Here is a 16,707-nt window from a genome sequence, read left to right as displayed (position 1 = left end):
CATGTTGTGGCCAGGGACTCTGATTGGAGCCGGAGCGGGCTTTGTCATAGCCGACATTCCGGGGGCCATGCTCGGCGCTTTATTGGGACAGGCATTGGATCGGCGCCTGCACCTGCAGAGTTGGGCGCATTTATGGGAAAAATTCGGTGGCCGCTCGGTGCTGCGCAACGATGAACTGCTATTCGTGTTGCTGGGCCGATTGGCCAAGAGCGATGGGCGGGTAGTGGATGGTCACATCCAGCAGGCGCGGCAGGAAATGCGCTCGCTGGAAATGACCGAATCGGCGCAACGTCGGGCGATTGCGGCGTTCAATCGCGGTAAGTCGGGACATGACCGGTTGCGCGGTTATCTGCGACGCCTGAGTGCTCAACCCCATGCGGCGGAAGGCGTGCTGCGTGCCTGTTGGCGGATGGTCTGGGCCGATGGTCGCGCTGGTAGCAGTGAGCGCGAGCTGATTGCCCAGTGGGGCAAATGGTTGGGCTGGACGCGGCTACAGGTGCAGGCCTTGGCGACTGACTATGAACCGCACCAACGCCCGTCGGTCAGCAGCGCTGTCACTTATCAAGACGCCTTGCGGCTATTGGGAGTATCGGCGACCAGTGAGCCGGCGCAAATCAAGCGCGCCTATCGACGCCTGCTCAGTCGTCATCATCCGGACAAGATTGCCGGCAGCGGTGCGACGGCGTTGCAGGTTCGCGAGGCCACGGACAAGACTCGTGAATTGCATACTGCCTATACGTTGATTCGTGAGCGGCGGGATTTTCGTTAGCAGGGCAGAGTTGTATTGCCAGTGATTCCGTCTTCGCGGGCAAGTCGGATCGCCGCACCGCTCGCTCCTACAGGTTTTGTGTCGTGCCCAATTATGCGGCGATCATAAAACCTGTAGGAGCGAGGCTTGCCCGCGAATGGGCCAACCCGGTCTATCAGTCCGCCGCAGGTTGAGGATTCAACCAACCCCGCACCCGACGGACCAATTGCTCTTGCTCGGCCTTGGCATTCCCCGGCAAAGCCTTGAGCGACACCTGACTGAACCCCGTAGTTTTCAAGCGCTTGCTGGCCTGCAAACGTTCCAGCGCAGCGTTACGATCCACCGGCTTATCCATATAAAAGATATCCGCGGTAGGCAGCTTCAAGGTAGGTGTGAGCTCAGCCAGCCCCGGCGTCGCTGTAACAGGCGTCTGCGCGGCGACCATCACCAACTTCTCGACTTGCGATGGCTGCTTCTCGCTCAGATAACGCGTGGCCCAGTAAGCGCCGGTACCGTGGCCCAATACGACGATACTGCGAGCGCTTTGCTGTTCGGCGTAGGCGATAGCTGCATCGATGCGCGCGAAGATTCGCTCCGCGTCGGCTTTGGCCTGGTCTTCGGCAGTTTCGACGATGGCCTTGTCGGCCACATCTGCTTCGCCGCCGGCCGCCTGTTCGATGGGCGCCGCGGTCGTGGCGTCTTTGCTGCCGGCATCAGGTGTTTTCGGCGCTGGCGCCACTTCGACGATACGTGGCGCAATGGCTTCGCTTTGCAGGTCCGGCAAGGTGATACTCAGGCTGCTCCACTCGACGTCCGGCAACTTGCGCCGCAATGGGCTGATCGCTTGCGGCCAGTCAGCTGTTTCGCCGGCGCCCGGGATGATAATCACCGCGCCTTTGGGTTCGGCGGTATTGGCCGGTTTCCACAAGGCGAGAAAGTTGTCAGTGCCGGCTTGCAGTTTTTGCTGTTCCTGCGCAGGGATTTTTCGCTCAAGTGCGCTCGCTTCTTCCTGACTACGCTCAAGCAGCGGCTGACGTTCGACCGGTTTTTCTTCTGCGGGTTTTTCCGCAGCGGCAGGTGCCGGAGCGGCCGCCTCGACGGAAAACGCGCAAGGCAGGATCAACGACAGGCACAATGCTGGCAGTGCCAGGCGGTAGACAGGGGGCATCGGATATTCCAGGCCAGAAGTTATTCCGGCAGCCTAATGGGTTGGTCAGTATTTGTCAGTGTGTGAGACTTCGATGATGCATTTTCGCTGCCTGTGGGTTATCGGCTGTTTATGGTTTCCCTTGATGGGCTGGGCGGCGCCCGCGCCACCGGCGCATGTCGTGCACCTGTCGCCAACGCAACAGCAATGGCTGGCGCAGCATGGCGAGTTGCGGGTCGGAGTGGTGTTGCAAACGCCTTATGCCCAATACGATCGCCGCTTGCAGCGCCTGTCCGGGGTGAACATCGAGCTGATGAAGTGGCTGGCCAAAGCGCTCAAGGTCGAACTGAACTGGCGTAATTATCCTGATCTTGCGCAACTGGAAGCTGCCGCCCGTGAAGGCGATATCGATATCGCGCCAGGGCTGACGCAAACCCCTGCGGCATTGCGGCTCTGGCAATTTTCCGACCCTTACATGCGAGTGCCGCAACTGGTGGTCAGCGACCAGAAGAGCACCGGTGCGGTAGAGCTGGAAAAACTCGACAGCCAGACCCGCGTCGCTGTGCGCATGCCCAGCGTCACTGCCGATTATCTGCGCAGCAATTATCCCCATCTGAACCTGCAAGGTGTGCCCCTGGAGCGCCAGGCGCTGCAGTTGTTGTTGAGTCAGCAGGCCCGTTACGCCGTGGTCGATGAAGCGCAGTTCGGGCGTCTGTCTGCCGAGCCTGAGTTCTCCGGGTTGGCCGTGGTGGGCGATATCGGTTTCCCGCAACTGTTGCGAGTGGCCACGCGCCGGGACTGGCCGGAGTTGGCCGGCATCGTCGAAAGTGCGCTGCGGGCGATCCCGGCCAAGGACCTCGAACAACTGCACAATCAATGGCTGCAACCCAAGTACCCGCGACTGTCCGAGTCGCCGGGTTTCTGGCAAAACCTCAGCCTGCTCTTGGTGGTGTTACTGCTGAGCAGCATGGCCATTGTGTTCTGGCAGCGTCGTCAGCAACACAGTCTGGAGCAACGATTGCTGGCGGCGCGCGAAGACATTGCCCTGCGCGAGGCCAGCGAAGAGGCCTTGCGCCTTACGCAGTTTTCCATCGATCAGAGCACCGTCGGCATCCTCTGGGTCAACTGGGACAGCCATGTGCGCTACGCCAACCGGGCGGCCGAAACCATGCTCGGCTACCCGGCAGGCGGGATCATTGATCGACCATTGATCGACTTCGAGCCCGGCTTGCACATGGACCGCTGGCTGAGCCTGTGGAAACGCGCTCGGGCCAGTGACGAAGGGCCGCAAAGTTTCGAAACCAATTGCGTGCGCGCGGACGGCAGTATTCTGCCGGCGGATGTTTCGTTGAGCTTCTTGCGCTTTCGCGATGGCGAATACCTGGTGGTTTACCTCAATGACGTCACCGAACGTCGTCGCGCCCTGGCCGCATTGCAGGAAAGCGAGGCGCGGCTACAAGGGATCGCCGCCAACGTTCCCGGCCTGGTCTTTCGTCTGGAGCGCGCTCCGGTGACGGGCCAGATCGACTTTGCCTACATCAGTGAAGGCAGCGAAAGTCTGGTGGGCTACTCGCCGGCCACTCTGGCCCATCGGGACAAAGGCCTGCGCAGTCTGGTGCATCCGGATGACAGGGCCAGTTATCACCAGACTCAGGATCACGCACTGGATACCGACAGCGACTGGTCGTGGCAGGGACGAATTCTGACCCGTCAAGGCGAGCAGCGCTGGGCCGAGATCAAGGCCATTACCCGCCGGCTTGAAGATGGCGCTTATGTCTGGGACGGGATCGTCTGGGACATCACCGAGAGCAAGCGCATCGAATTGGAACTGGCCAGTTCCCGCGAGCAATTGCGCGAGTTGTCCGCCCACTTGGAGAGCGTGCGGGAAGAGGAAAAGGCCCGCATCGCCCGGGAAGTTCACGACGAGTTGGGTCAGATGTTGACCGTGTTGAAGCTGGAAACGTCCATGTGCGAACTGGCCTACGCCCAGCTCGATCCGGGCCTGCATGAGCGCTTGAACAGCATGAAGCGGTTGATCGCTCAGCTGTTTCAGCTGGTGCGCGATGTGGCCACGGCTCTACGGCCGCCGATTCTCGATGCCGGGATCGCCTCGGCCATCGAATGGCAGGCCCGGCGGTTCGAGGCGCGCACGCAGATCCCGTGCCTGGTACAAGTGCCGGATAACTTGCCGGTGCTCAGCGATGCCAAGGCCATCGGGCTGTTCCGGATTCTTCAGGAAGCGTTGACCAATGTCATGCGCCACGCCCAGGCGCATACTGTTGAACTGACGCTGGCCCTTGAGGGCAATGAACTCTGTCTGACCGTCAGCGATGATGGCGTAGGATTTGTCGCCGCTACTGGCAGGCCGACATCCTTTGGGGTGGTCGGCATGCGTGAGCGGGTGTTGATCATGGGCGGGCAGTTGTTGCTGGAGAGTGAGCCGGGGGAGGGCACGACCCTGAGTGTGCGAGTGCCGTTGGACCTCTAAAAGATCGCAGCCTTCGGCAGCTCCTACGCCGAACGCGTACCCCTGTAGGAGCTGCCGAAGGCTGCGATCTTTTCGGCGACAAAGCAATTATTGAGGAGAGGCAAGTGATTCGTGTACTGGTAGCCGAAGACCACACCATCGTTCGTGAAGGCATCAAGCAGTTGATCGGCCTCGCCAAGGACTTGCTGGTGGTAGGGGAGGCGAGCAATGGCGAGCAGTTGCTCGAGACCTTGCGCCATGTTCCCTGCGAAGTGGTGTTGCTGGATATCTCCATGCCCGGGGTCAACGGCCTGGAAGCGATCCCGCGGATTCGCGCCTTGAACAATCCGCCGGCGATTCTGGTGTTGTCGATGCACGACGAAGCGCAAATGGCCGCTCGGGCGTTGAAGGTCGGCGCCGCAGGTTATGCGACAAAAGACAGCGATCCGGCATTGCTGCTGACGGCAATCCGCAAAGTCGCGGCGGGCGGACGATACATCGACCCGGACCTGGCCGACCGTATGGTCTTCGAAGTCGGCCTGACGGATTCGCGGCCGTTGCACTCATTGCTGTCGGAGCGTGAATTCTCGGTGTTCGAGCGCTTGGCCCAGGGCGCCAACGTCAACGACATCGCGCAACAACTGGCCCTGAGCAGCAAAACCATCAGCACCCACAAGGCGCGGCTGATGCAAAAACTCAACATCACCTCCCTGGCCGAACTGGTGAAGTACGCGATGGAACACAAACTTCTCTAAATCTGAACGCGATCCCCCGTAGGAGCGAGGCTTGCCCGCGAAGCTTTTAGCGTCAGTGAGGACGCCTTCGCGGGCAAGCCTCGCTCCTACAGGGACCGTGTCGGCATGCCCATTTGCGACATGCCTTCAACGCTGCTTTTGCCTGTTCTTGCGGCTTGCAGCTTCAAGCTTGCCGCTGCTCCTATCCATCCCCGCCATCCTTGTAGGGCGATCCCTACCCCCAACCTTCCATCCGGCTGAGGCGATTCTCTCCTGCGCCCCGATTTGCGTGGCTCCCAGCGTCCACTAGGCTTAATCCACAGCAGTCATCAATAACAAAGGTGTGGGTATGAGCCAGGTTGATTCAAGCGCAGGGGCCAGCGATATTCTGGTCAGCTTTCGTGGAGTGCAAAAGAGCTACGACGGCGAGAACCTGATCGTCAAAGACCTCAACCTGGATATTCGCAAAGGCGAATTCCTCACCTTGCTCGGGCCGTCCGGCTCCGGCAAGACCACCAGTCTGATGATGCTCGCCGGTTTCGAAACGCCGACCGCCGGCGAAATTCAACTGGCCGGGCGCTCCATCAACAACGTGCCACCGCATAAACGCGACATCGGCATGGTGTTCCAGAACTACGCTTTGTTTCCGCACATGACGGTTTCCGAAAACCTGGCGTTCCCGCTGACCGTGCGCGGCTTGAACAAAAGCGATGTCGGTGACCGGGTCAAACGTGTGTTGAGCATGGTTCAGCTCGACACCTTCGCCCAGCGTTATCCGGCGCAACTGTCCGGCGGTCAGCAGCAGCGTGTGGCCCTGGCCCGTGCGTTGGTGTTCGAACCGCAACTGGTGCTGATGGACGAACCTCTCGGCGCCCTGGACAAACAACTGCGCGAACACATGCAGATGGAAATCAAACACCTGCACCAGCGCCTCGGTGTGACCGTGGTCTACGTGACCCACGACCAGGGCGAAGCCCTGACCATGTCCGACCGTGTGGCGGTGTTCCACCAGGGCGAGATTCAGCAGATCGCGCCGCCGCGCTCCCTCTATGAAGAACCGAAAAACACCTTCGTCGCCAACTTCATCGGCGAGAACAACCGTCTCAATGGTCGCCTGCACAGCCACACCGGCGACCGCTGCGTGGTTGAGCTCGGTCGCGGTGAAAAGGTTGAAGCCCTGGCGGTCAATGTCGGCAAGACCGGCGAACCCGTCACCCTGTCGATTCGCCCGGAGCGCGTGAGCCTCAATGGCTCGAGCGAGTCCTGCGTCAACCGCTTCTCAGGGAGGGTGGCGGAATTCATCTATCTGGGCGACCACGTCCGGGTTCGCCTGGAAGTCTGCGGCAAGACCGACTTCTTTGTGAAACAACCGATTGCCGAGCTCGATCCCGCGCTCGCCGTCGGCGATGTGGTACCGCTTGGCTGGCAGGTCGAACACGTTCGCGCGCTCGACCCACTTTTAGAGGCGCATTGATCGCCCCCCTGCTTCACCAACACTAACCCTGCAGTTGGAGAACAATAAATGTTGAGATCCCTGAAATTCACCGCCCTGGTCGTCGGCATGATGGGTGCGGCGCACGCGATGGCGGCGGGCCCGGACCTGACCGTGGTGTCCTTTGGCGGGGCGAACAAGGCGGCGCAGGTCAAAGCCTTCTACGCACCGTGGGAAGCGGCGGGCAACGGCAAAATCATCGCTGGCGAGTACAACGGCGAGATGGCCAAGGTCAAAGCCATGGTCGACACCAAAAGCGTGTCCTGGGACCTGGTGGAAGTTGAATCGCCAGAACTGTCCCGTGGTTGCGACGAAGACATGTTCGAGCAACTCGACCCTGCGCTGTTCGGCAAAACCGAAGACTACGTCAAAGGCGCTATCCAGCCGTGCGGCGTGGGCTTCTTCGTGTGGTCGACCGTATTGGCCTACAACGCCGACAAGCTGAAAACCGCTCCGACCAGTTGGGTCGATTTCTGGGACACCAAGAAATTCCCGGGCAAACGCGGGCTGCGTAAAGGCGCCAAGTACACCCTGGAATTCGCCTTGATGGCCGATGGTGTTGCGCCGAAAGACGTCTACAAAGTGCTTGCCGGCAAGGACGGGCAGGACCGTGCGTTCAAGAAGCTCGATGAGCTCAAGCCAAGCATCCAGTGGTGGGAAGCCGGCGCACAGCCGCCGCAATACCTCGCCTCCGGTGATGTGGTCATGAGTTCGGCCTACAACGGCCGGATTGCTGCGGTACAGAAAGAAAGCAATCTGAAAGTGGTGTGGAACGGCGGTATCTACGACTTCGACGCATGGGCGATTCCAAAAGGTCTGGATAAGACCCGTGCTGAAGCGGCGAAGAAATTCATCGCGTTCACGGTGGCTCCGCAGCAGCAGAAGACCTACTCGGAAAACATCGCTTACGGCCCGGCCAACACCCAAGCCGTGCCTTTGCTGTCCAAGGATGTCCTGAAAGACATGCCGACCACCCCGGAAAACATCGCCAACCAGGTGCAGATCGACGTCAGCTTCTGGGCTGACAACGGCGAGCAACTGGAGCAGCGCTTCAATTCCTGGGCTGCAAAATAAGATCACCCCGTGGGCTTATGATCGTTCCCACGCTCTGCGTGGGAATGCCGCCCGGGACGCTCCGCGTCCCTGTGACGCAGAGCGTCACTGGATGCGTTCCCACGCAGAGCGTGGGAACGATCAGCAGCAAAAGTTCGAGGCGGCGCTTGCCACCTTTGCAATGACCAAAGATTTCCGGAGTACGCCATGGCTATCGCCGTTCCCGTGAACGCGGGCACTGACCCCACCTTGAAGCAGCGGCTCAAGCACGCCGAGCGGATCAACCGCTGGAAAGCACAAGCCTTGATCGCGCCGTTGGTGCTGTTTCTGTTGCTGGTGTTTCTGGTGCCGATCGTGGCGCTGCTCTACAAAAGCGTCGGTAACCCGGAAGTGGTCGGCACCATGCCGCGCACCGTGGCAGCCATCGCCAGTTGGGATGGCCGAGGCCTGCCGTCAGAGCCTGTGTACAAGGCCGCCAGCGAAGACCTCGCCGAAGCCCGCAAGAATCAGACCCTGGGCGACTTGTCCAAGCGCTTGAACATGGAGTTGGCCGGCTACCGAAGCCTGTTGACCAAAACCGCACGCGCCTTGCCGTTCGCCACCGAACCAGCCTCCTATAAAGAAGCACTGGAAGCGCTGGATGAGCGTTGGGGCGATCCGGCCTATTGGCAGGTCGTGCGCCGCAATACCAGCGACGTGACGCCTTATTACCTACTGGCGGCCCTCGATCACCGCATTGACGACCTCGGCGAAATCGCCCCGGCCACCCCCGATCAGGCGATCTACCTCGATATCTTCGCCCGGACCTTCTGGATGGGCCTGATCATCACCGTGATTTGCCTGGTGCTGGCCTATCCGTTGGCCTACCTGCTGGCGAACCTGCCATCGCGGCAAAGCAACCTGCTGATGATTCTGGTGCTGTTGCCGTTCTGGACCTCGATTCTGGTGCGGGTCGCCGCGTGGATCGTGTTGCTGCAATCGGGTGGTTTGATCAACAGCGGTCTGATGGCCATGGGCATTATCGATAAACCGCTGGAGTTGGTGTTCAACCGCACCGGGGTCTACATCTCGATGGTGCACATCCTGCTGCCGTTCATGATTCTGCCGATCTACAGCGTGATGAAAGGCATCTCGCCAACCTACATGCGCGCGGCGATTTCCCTCGGCTGCCACCCGTTCGCCAGTTTCTGGCGGGTGTATTTCCCGCAGACCTATGCCGGTGTCGGCGCCGGTTGCCTGTTGGTGTTCATCCTCGCCATCGGCTACTACATCACCCCGGCGCTGCTGGGCAGCCCGAACGATCAGATGGTCAGTTATTTCGTCGCCTTCTACACCAACACCAGCATCAACTGGGGCATGGCGACCGCGCTCGGTGGGCTGTTGCTGCTGGCGACCGTGGTGCTTTATCTGATTTACAGCTGGCTGGTGGGCGCCAGTCGCCTGCGCCTGAGCTAAGGGGAGAATGAAATGCTGAGTCCTTATATGTCGCCCATCGAACGGGTGTGGTTCTACAGCTTGCGGATTCTCTGCGGCCTGATTTTGTTGTTCCTGATCCTGCCGGTGCTGGTGATCATTCCGCTGTCGTTCAACTCAGGGAGCTTTCTGGTCTATCCGCTGCAAGGCTTCTCGCTGCACTGGTATCAGGACTTCTTCGCCTCGGCGGAATGGATGCGTGCGTTGAAGAACAGCATCATCGTTGCCCCGGCAGCGACCGTGCTGGCGATGATTTTCGGCACGCTGGCGGCGATTGGCCTGACCCGGGGCGACTTTCCGGGTAAACCGCTGGTGATGGCGCTGGTGATTTCGCCGATGGTGGTGCCGGTGGTAATCATTGGTGTGGCGAGTTATCTGTTCTTTGCACCATTGGGATTGGGCAACAGCTTTTTCTCGCTGATCGTGGTGCATGCGGTGTTGGGCGTGCCGTTTGTGATCATTACGGTATCGGCGACATTGCAGGGGTTTAACCAGAATCTGGTGCGGGCGGCCGCAAGCCTTGGAGCATCGCCGCTGACCGCGTTCCGCCGGGTGACCTTGCCGTTGATTGCGCCGGGCGTGATCTCCGGTGCGCTGTTTGCCTTCGCCACCTCGTTCGATGAAGTGGTGGTGACGCTGTTCCTCGCCGGCCCCGAACAAGCGACCTTGCCTCGGCAAATGTTCAGCGGCATTCGCGAGAACCTCAGCCCGACGATTGCCGCTGCCGCGACGCTGCTGATTGCGTTCTCGGTGATCCTGTTGCTGACGCTGGAATGGCTGCGCGGGCGTAGCGAAAAACTACGCACTGCGCAGGTATAAAGCAGCGCCCCGATCAACCTGTGAATGATCGTTCCCACGCTCCGCGTGGGAATGCAGCCCGGGACGCTCTGCGTCCCTTCTAAAGCTGGAACGCGGAGCATCCCTTGATCCATTCCCACGCAGAGCGTCGGGAACGATCGGTCAGGGAGTCTTCGGTCATTTATGATCTGAATAGCAGACAAACCCCAATCCCCAGCTACTATTGTGCCCAGCTCCCCTATCTATAAGAGGCTGCGCACATGAGTCTTTCTTCTTTCAAAATCGCTCACAAACTGATCACCGGCGCAGGTGCCATCGAGCAACTGGCGGCCGAGCTCACACGCCTGGATGTCGACAATCCGCTGATCGTCACCGACGCCGCACTGGTCAAGTCCGGCACGGTAGAGCTGGCGCTGGCGCAGCTGGGCGAGCGCAGTTACGAGATTTTCGACCGGGTGTTGCCGGACCCGGAAATCGCCATCGTTGAAGACTGCATACGGGTTTACCGTGAAGGCGGGCATGATGGGCTGATTGGCCTCGGTGGCGGCAGTGCCATCGACATCGCCAAGAGTGTTGCAGCCTATGCCGGTTACCACGGCGCGCTGGAGGATTTGTTCGGTGTCGATCAGGTACCGCGCAAAGGCCCGCCGCTGATTGCGATCCCGACCACTGCCGGCACCGGTTCGGAAGTGACCAACGTGGCCATCCTCTCCGACAAGGTCGCGCAGTTGAAGAAAGGCATTGTCAGTGACTACCTGTTGCCGGACGTGGCGCTGGTCAGCCCGCAAATGACCCTGACCTGCCCGCGCAGTGTCACCGCCGCCAGTGGCGTCGATGCGCTAGTGCACGCCATCGAGTCCTACCTGTCGCTCAATGCCTCGCCAATCACCGACGCCTTGGCCATTGGCGCGATCAAGCTGATTACCCAGGCGCTGCCCAAGGCTTACGCCAATCCATCCCATCTGCAAGCCCGCGAAGACATGGCCACCGCCAGCCTGATGGCCGGCATGGCGTTCGGCAATGCCGGGGTCGGCGCGGTGCATGCGTTGGCGTATCCGCTGGGCGGGCGTTTCAACATTGCCCATGGCGTCAGCAATGCCTTGCTGCTGCCGTATGTCATGACCTGGAACAAGATGGCTTGCGTGGAGCGCATGCAGGATATTGCCGAGGCCATGGGGGTTAAGACCGCTCACCTGAGCGCCAACGAAGCGGCGGACAAAGCCGTGGAGGCGATGACCGAGTTATGTGCAGCGGTGGAAATCCCGCTGGGCCTGCGCAGTTTCGGGGTGCCCGAAGACGCGATCCCGGCCATGGCCGTGGAAGCCGCCGGCATCGAGCGCCTGATGCGCAACAATCCGCGCAAATTGACCGCCGTTGATATCGAGAAGATCTATCGGGCGGCCTATTAGGACCCAATCATCGCAGCACGGTGCGCGTGTCAAAGCATGAGGTATACAATGCGCGCCATCGTGATTCTGCTCAAAAAAGGTGCGTCATGCAGCCCTTCGTCATTGCTCCGTCGATTCTCTCCGCCGATTTCGCCCGCCTGGGCGAGGAAGTGGACAACGTCCTGGCCGCCGGCGCCGACTTCGTGCACTTCGATGTCATGGACAACCACTACGTGCCCAACCTGACCATCGGCCCGATGGTGTGTGCCGCGCTGCGCAAGTACGGCGTGACCGCGCCGATCGACGCGCACCTGATGGTCAGCCCGGTGGACCGCATCGTCGGCGACTTCATCGAGGCCGGTGCGACCTACATCACCTTCCACCCGGAAGCCACGCAGCACGTCGACCGTTCCCTGCAATTGATCCGCGAAGGCGGCTGCAAAGCGGGCCTGGTGTTCAACCCGGCGACTCCGCTGGACGTGCTCAAGTACGTGATGGACAAGGTCGACATGGTATTGCTGATGAGCGTCAACCCGGGCTTTGGCGGGCAGAAGTTCATTCCCGGTACCCTCGACAAGCTGCGTGAAGCGCGGGCGCTGATCGATGCCTCCGGTCGTGACATTCGCCTGGAGATCGACGGTGGAGTGAACGTGAACAACATTCGCGAAATCGCTGCTGCTGGCGCCGACACCTTCGTCGCTGGCTCGGCGATCTTTAATGCGCCGAACTACCAGGAAGTGATTGAAAAAATGCGCTCCGAACTGGCACTGGCTCGCCCATGAGTGGTTTTGAGCAGCTGTTCCCCGGGCGTCTGCCGCGGCTGGTGATGTTCGATCTGGATGGCACGCTGGTCGATTCGGTCCCTGACCTCGCGGCGGCTGTGGATAACATGCTGCTCAAACTCGGGCGTCAACCTGCCGGTATCGAACCGGTGCGCGAGTGGGTTGGCAACGGCGTACACATGCTGGTGCGCCGGGCCTTGGCCAACCACATCGACGCCGAGGGTGTCGATGAGGTCGAGGCCGAGCATGCCCTGGAATTGTTCAACGGCTTTTATGAGGACGGTCACGAACTGACGGTGGTTTACCCCGGCGTGCGTGACACCCTCAAGTGGCTGAACAAACAAGGCGTCGAAATGGCGCTGATCACCAACAAGCCGGAACGCTTCGTCGCGCCGCTGCTGGATCAGATGAAGATCGGCCGTTACTTCAAATGGATCATCGGTGGCGACACCCTGCCGAACAAGAAACCCGACCCGGCCGCGCTGTTTTTCGTGATGAAAATGGCCAACATTCCGGCGTCGCAATCGTTGTTCGTCGGCGACTCGCGCAGCGATGTGCTGGCGGCGAAAGCGGCGGGGGTCAAATGCGTAGCACTCAGTTATGGCTATAACCACGGTCGGCCGATTGCCGAAGAATCGCCGGCGCTGGTGATCGATGATCTGCGCAAACTAATTCCCGGTTGCCTGGATCCGGCCGCTGGGATAACGTTGCCCGACGCTGTTCAATCCCCTCCTGGAAACGCCATCGTGGTGGTCACTCGCAAACTCTGGATGAAAGTCATCAAGGCCCTGGCCCGCTGGCGTTGGCGCGCCTGACTTGTTCCTGGCCGGCGTACCGGCGCGTTTGCACACCTGACCGTTAGACCCTCAAGCCACGAGGCACCTCATGATCCACGAAGAATTCCTGCGTTTGGCCGCTGCCGGCTACAACCGCATCCCGCTTGCCTGCGAAACCCTGGCCGACTTCGACACGCCGCTGTCGATCTACCTGAAGCTGGCCGACGAGCCGAACTCCTACCTGCTGGAGTCGGTGCAGGGCGGTGAGAAATGGGGCCGCTATTCGATCATCGGCTTGCCGTGCCGCACCGTGCTGCGGGTTCACGATCACCACGTCAGCGTGACCCACGACGGCGTCGAGATCGAAAGCCACGACGTTGAAGACCCCTTGGCCTTCGTCGAAACCTTCAAGGCGCGCTACAACGTGCCGACCATCGCCGGTCTGCCGCGCTTCAATGGCGGTCTTGTGGGCTACTTCGGTTATGACTGCGTGCGCTATGTGGAGAAGCGTCTGGGCAAATGCCCGAACCCGGATCCACTGGGCGTGCCGGACATTCTGCTGATGGTGTCCGACGCGGTGGTGGTGTTCGACAACCTCGCCGGCAAAATGCACGCGATTGTCCTGGCCGATCCGTCGCAGGAAGACGCTTTCGAGCAAGGTCAGGCACGTCTGCAAACGCTGCTGGAACAACTCCGCCAGCCGATCACTCCACGCCGTGGCCTGGACTTCAGCAAACAGCAATCGGCGGATCCGGTGTTCCGTTCGAGCTTCACCCAGAGCGATTACGAAAAAGCCGTCGACACCATCAAGGAATACATCCTGGCCGGCGACTGCATGCAGGTCGTGCCGTCCCAGCGCATGTCGATCGACTTCAAGGCTGCGCCTATCGATCTGTACCGGGCGCTGCGCTGCTTCAACCCGACGCCTTATATGTACTTCTTCAACTTCGGCGACTTCCACGTCGTCGGCAGTTCGCCGGAAGTGCTGGTGCGGGTCGAAGACAACCTGATCACTGTGCGCCCGATTGCCGGTACTCGTCCGCGAGGCGTCAACGAAGAAGCTGACGTGGCGCTGGAAAAAGACCTGCTGTCAGACGACAAGGAAATTGCCGAACACTTGATGCTGATCGATCTGGGCCGCAACGACACCGGTCGCGTTTCGGAAATCGGTTCGGTGAAACTCACCGAGAAGATGGTGATCGAGCGTTATTCCAACGTGATGCACATCGTGTCCAACGTCACCGGCCAACTGAAGGCCGGGCTGACGGCGATGGACGCATTGCGGGCGATCCTTCCGGCCGGCACCTTGTCTGGCGCGCCGAAGATTCGCGCGATGGAAATCATCGACGAACTTGAACCGGTCAAGCGTGGCGTCTACGGCGGCGCGGTCGGTTACTTCGCCTGGAACGGCAACATGGACACCGCGATTGCGATCCGTACCGCGGTGATCAAGAACGGCGAACTGCACGTGCAGGCCGGTGGCGGCATCGTCGCCGATTCGGTGCCAGCACTGGAATGGGAAGAAACCCTGAACAAACGCCGCGCCATGTTCCGCGCCGTGGCCTTGGCCGAGCAGACGCCGGACAACTAAGTACGCAAACCCTGTGGGAGTGGGCTTGCTCGCGAAAGCGGTGTATCAGGCGACATTAATGTTGACTGTGCTGCCGTCTTCGCGAGCAAGTCGGATCGCCGCACCGCCGCTCCCACATGGATTTTGCATACACCATAAAAAACGCGGCGCCTGTGTAAGGGCGCCGCGTTTTTTATTGCCTGCGGTTTAGAAATCCAACGTCACCCCAACATTGATGCCCTGCTGAGTAAAGTCATCATCCTTGCGGAACGTATAACCACCACGCAATGCCAGGTCGGCGGTCAACTTGTGGCTGACCCCCAGGCTCACGCGGTTCAAGTGACTCTGCGGCGTATAACCTTCCAGCGTAAAGTCGTTCGCCGGCAGGCTGTTGAGGGCGATGTTTACCTTCTGAACGTCATCTTCGTACTCGTACTCGCGCTCGTAGGCATATTCGCCAAACACCTGGGTCTGACGGGTGAAGTTGTATTTGCCTTGCAAGCCGACCCCCAGGCGTTTCGAGTCTCGGGTCTGATCATCGAAGGTCAGCGCGGTGGCGCGGTTGCTGTTTTCCGAGTAGCCATCGACTTCCACTTTGGCGTAATCGGCGCTGATGAACGGTGACAGGTGCCATTCGCTGCCTGGTTGCGCAATGTCATAGCCAAGGCGAGTACTGAAGGCCCAGAGATGGCCATCGGTATCACCCTTTTCCGATCCTTCGCTGACACCCAGGTCGAATTTGCGTTCGAGATTGTCGTAATCCAGTTTGCCACCGGTCAGTGCGGCATCGGCCCACCAGCGATTCTGCTGGAACTGGGCGAAAGCGGTCGCCAGATAGCTATTGAGTTTGTAGTCCGAATCGTTACTACCGGCGTCCAGGTTCTGACGATAGAAGCCTGCTGCCACACCGACGCGCCAGGCTTCATTGAGGCGATAGCTACCGCCGATATTCAGGTTGTAACCGCTGCCATCAGCGCTGGCGCCGCTGCTTTGGCTGTCGACATCCAAATGCTGACCACTGCCGGCGACAATCGCGCGCCATTGGCCGATGGCCTGCCAGTTCTCCCAGTCGGCTTGCCACTGGCTACGCAGTTCATCCTGATGAGCGCGTAAGGTGGCGTGGGCCATTTCCGGCAGCAACGTCAGTTCCCAAGGTGCCGCCAGCAAGGAATAGGCGTAATCGGCAATCAGCTTTTGCCCTGCTTCAGTGGGGTGAACCGAGTCGTTGTAAATCAGCTTGCTCGGATCCGGGGTGGCACTGTTGATGCCATACACGGGGTTTTCCGTGCAACCGCTGCCGCTGAAGCAGGTCGCCGTCAGATTCTGCCCGGTGGCGAGGCCGAATCGGGCTGGGTCGGCGAAGGTTTCCTGCAACAGCAGTGGAATGTTCAGCGGGATGATTTCGGCATTGATCCCCGCGAGTCGGGTGACCAACTGCTGGTTGAAGTCCGTACTCAGTTGCGAAATCGTTGTTTGCAATGGACTGCCGTTAATGGCTGGCGTCAGGCCCAGGTCCGGCAGTAACCAAACCACAATATATTTGGCGCCAGCGGTTTGCAGGGTTTGCACGCTGTCGGCCAGGCGATTCGCCGCGGCATTGGCCTGGGGGGTATTAAGCACGAGGCCCTGAAGGAAGTCGTTGCCGCCCCCGGAAATGTAATACAGCGCATTGGGGTCGGCGCGGAAGTTGTTCGTCGGCAGATAACCTGCCCGTGTTCGTTCGCCCGTGGCGGATTCGGTAGTGATCGAGTCCAGAATCTGGTCGGTACGATAACCGCCGACCGCCCAGTTGTTGCCATCCGCCAGCCCTTGATTCGCTCGCGCAGCCGACGTCGAGGCGGCGGTCTGGTCAGGTGAAAAACCGAGACGTCCACCCAACAGTTGCGTGGAGTTCAGCGAGCGTAATTCACCACTGCCATCCAGGTAGACCGGCCCGGTTCGGTTGGTAAAACGCTGGGTCGCACCGGCAGGGCCGCCCGTGTCGGTAAACTGCCCGGCATCGTTGAGGCTGTCGCCGAAGACGACGAAATTCGAATAAGGGTTGGGCGCGGCGATCGCCTGGGCACAGGCAGCAGCGAGCAGGCATCCGGCGAGCGGTACAAACAACGTCTGTTTGATCATGAGCAAGTCCGTTTATTTATTGTTGTTGTAAACGAAACGACAGTACCAAAAACTTCCGGCCCTTTGCCATCTATCGCGAACCCTTCGCTTGTTTCGCGACCTGTCGCCCCGACCATATTGCACGCTCTGCCCAGCTAAGTTACTGTGCCGAGACGTAT

13 protein-coding genes are annotated in these 16,707 nt (G+C 60.1%); 11 read left to right on the top strand and 2 right to left on the bottom strand.

Annotated features, from left to right (window positions below):
• Position 1: 1 nt before the first annotated feature.
• Positions 2 to 769 (top strand): TerB family tellurite resistance protein, encoded by a 768-nt coding sequence (locus tag NHU87_RS21110; protein WP_253552230.1) that lies wholly within the window; start codon positions 2 to 4, stop codon positions 767 to 769.
• A gap of 154 nt (positions 770 to 923) precedes the next feature.
• On the opposite strand, the gene NHU87_RS21105 is transcribed toward NHU87_RS21110, so the two are convergent.
• The gene (locus NHU87_RS21105) at positions 924 to 1,916 is read right to left on the bottom strand and encodes an alpha/beta hydrolase family protein (protein WP_253552227.1); all 993 of its coding nucleotides are present in this window, start codon (positions 1,914 to 1,916) and stop codon (positions 924 to 926) included.
• A gap of 73 nt (positions 1,917 to 1,989) precedes the next feature.
• On the opposite strand from NHU87_RS21105, the gene NHU87_RS21100 reads away from it, so the two are divergent.
• The 10 genes from NHU87_RS21100 (at position 1,990) to trpE (ending at position 14,449) form a co-directional block, all read left to right on the top strand.
• Entirely contained in the window at positions 1,990 to 4,383 is a 2,394-nt protein-coding gene (locus NHU87_RS21100) for a PAS domain-containing sensor histidine kinase (RefSeq protein WP_253552225.1), read from the top strand.
• Positions 4,384 to 4,487: 104 nt separating this feature from the next.
• Positions 4,488 to 5,117 (top strand): response regulator, encoded by a 630-nt coding sequence (locus NHU87_RS21095; RefSeq protein WP_003210977.1) that lies wholly within the window; start codon positions 4,488 to 4,490, stop codon positions 5,115 to 5,117.
• A gap of 328 nt (positions 5,118 to 5,445) precedes the next feature.
• Positions 5,446 to 6,570 carry an ABC transporter ATP-binding protein gene (locus NHU87_RS21090; RefSeq protein ID WP_253552223.1) on the top strand — a complete coding sequence of 375 codons (1,125 nt, stop codon included), beginning with the start codon at positions 5,446 to 5,448 and terminating at the stop codon, positions 6,568 to 6,570.
• Between the two features lie 48 nt (positions 6,571 to 6,618).
• Entirely contained in the window at positions 6,619 to 7,662 is a 1,044-nt protein-coding gene (locus NHU87_RS21085) for an ABC transporter substrate-binding protein (RefSeq protein WP_253552221.1), read from the top strand.
• Between the two features lie 186 nt (positions 7,663 to 7,848).
• Positions 7,849 to 9,096: an ABC transporter permease gene (locus NHU87_RS21080; RefSeq protein WP_253552219.1), complete on the top strand. Its 1,248-nt coding sequence runs from the start codon at positions 7,849 to 7,851 to the stop codon at positions 9,094 to 9,096.
• A gap of 12 nt (positions 9,097 to 9,108) precedes the next feature.
• Positions 9,109 to 9,933 (top strand): ABC transporter permease, encoded by an 825-nt coding sequence (locus tag NHU87_RS21075; protein WP_253552217.1) that lies wholly within the window; start codon positions 9,109 to 9,111, stop codon positions 9,931 to 9,933.
• Positions 9,934 to 10,172: 239 nt separating this feature from the next.
• Positions 10,173 to 11,321 carry an iron-containing alcohol dehydrogenase gene (locus tag NHU87_RS21070; protein ID WP_253552215.1) on the top strand — a complete coding sequence of 383 codons (1,149 nt, stop codon included), beginning with the start codon at positions 10,173 to 10,175 and terminating at the stop codon, positions 11,319 to 11,321.
• 86 nt (positions 11,322 to 11,407) lie between these two features.
• Complete coding sequence (gene rpe, locus NHU87_RS21065; protein WP_052967174.1) at positions 11,408 to 12,082, top strand: ribulose-phosphate 3-epimerase; 675 nt, start codon at positions 11,408 to 11,410, stop codon at positions 12,080 to 12,082.
• Positions 12,079 to 12,897, top strand: a complete 819-nt coding sequence (locus NHU87_RS21060) for a phosphoglycolate phosphatase (RefSeq protein WP_253552214.1) — start codon at positions 12,079 to 12,081, stop codon at positions 12,895 to 12,897. Before rpe ends, NHU87_RS21060 begins: the two co-directional genes overlap by 4 nt.
• Positions 12,898 to 12,967: 70 nt before the next feature.
• Complete coding sequence (trpE, locus tag NHU87_RS21055; RefSeq protein WP_253552213.1) at positions 12,968 to 14,449, top strand: anthranilate synthase component I; 1,482 nt, start codon at positions 12,968 to 12,970, stop codon at positions 14,447 to 14,449.
• A gap of 186 nt (positions 14,450 to 14,635) precedes the next feature.
• Here trpE and estP read toward each other — a convergent pair whose 3' ends face one another.
• Entirely contained in the window at positions 14,636 to 16,549 is a 1,914-nt protein-coding gene (estP, locus tag NHU87_RS21050; RefSeq protein ID WP_253552212.1) for an esterase EstP, read from the bottom strand.
• Positions 16,550 to 16,707: the final 158 nt, after the last annotated feature.

The organism is Pseudomonas mandelii (genome assembly GCF_024138395.1).
GTDB lineage: Bacteria > Pseudomonadota > Gammaproteobacteria > Pseudomonadales > Pseudomonadaceae > Aquipseudomonas > Aquipseudomonas mandelii_E.
The sequence above is the reverse complement of the archived record's forward strand: the minus strand, read 5'-3'. Positions and strand labels throughout refer to the sequence as shown.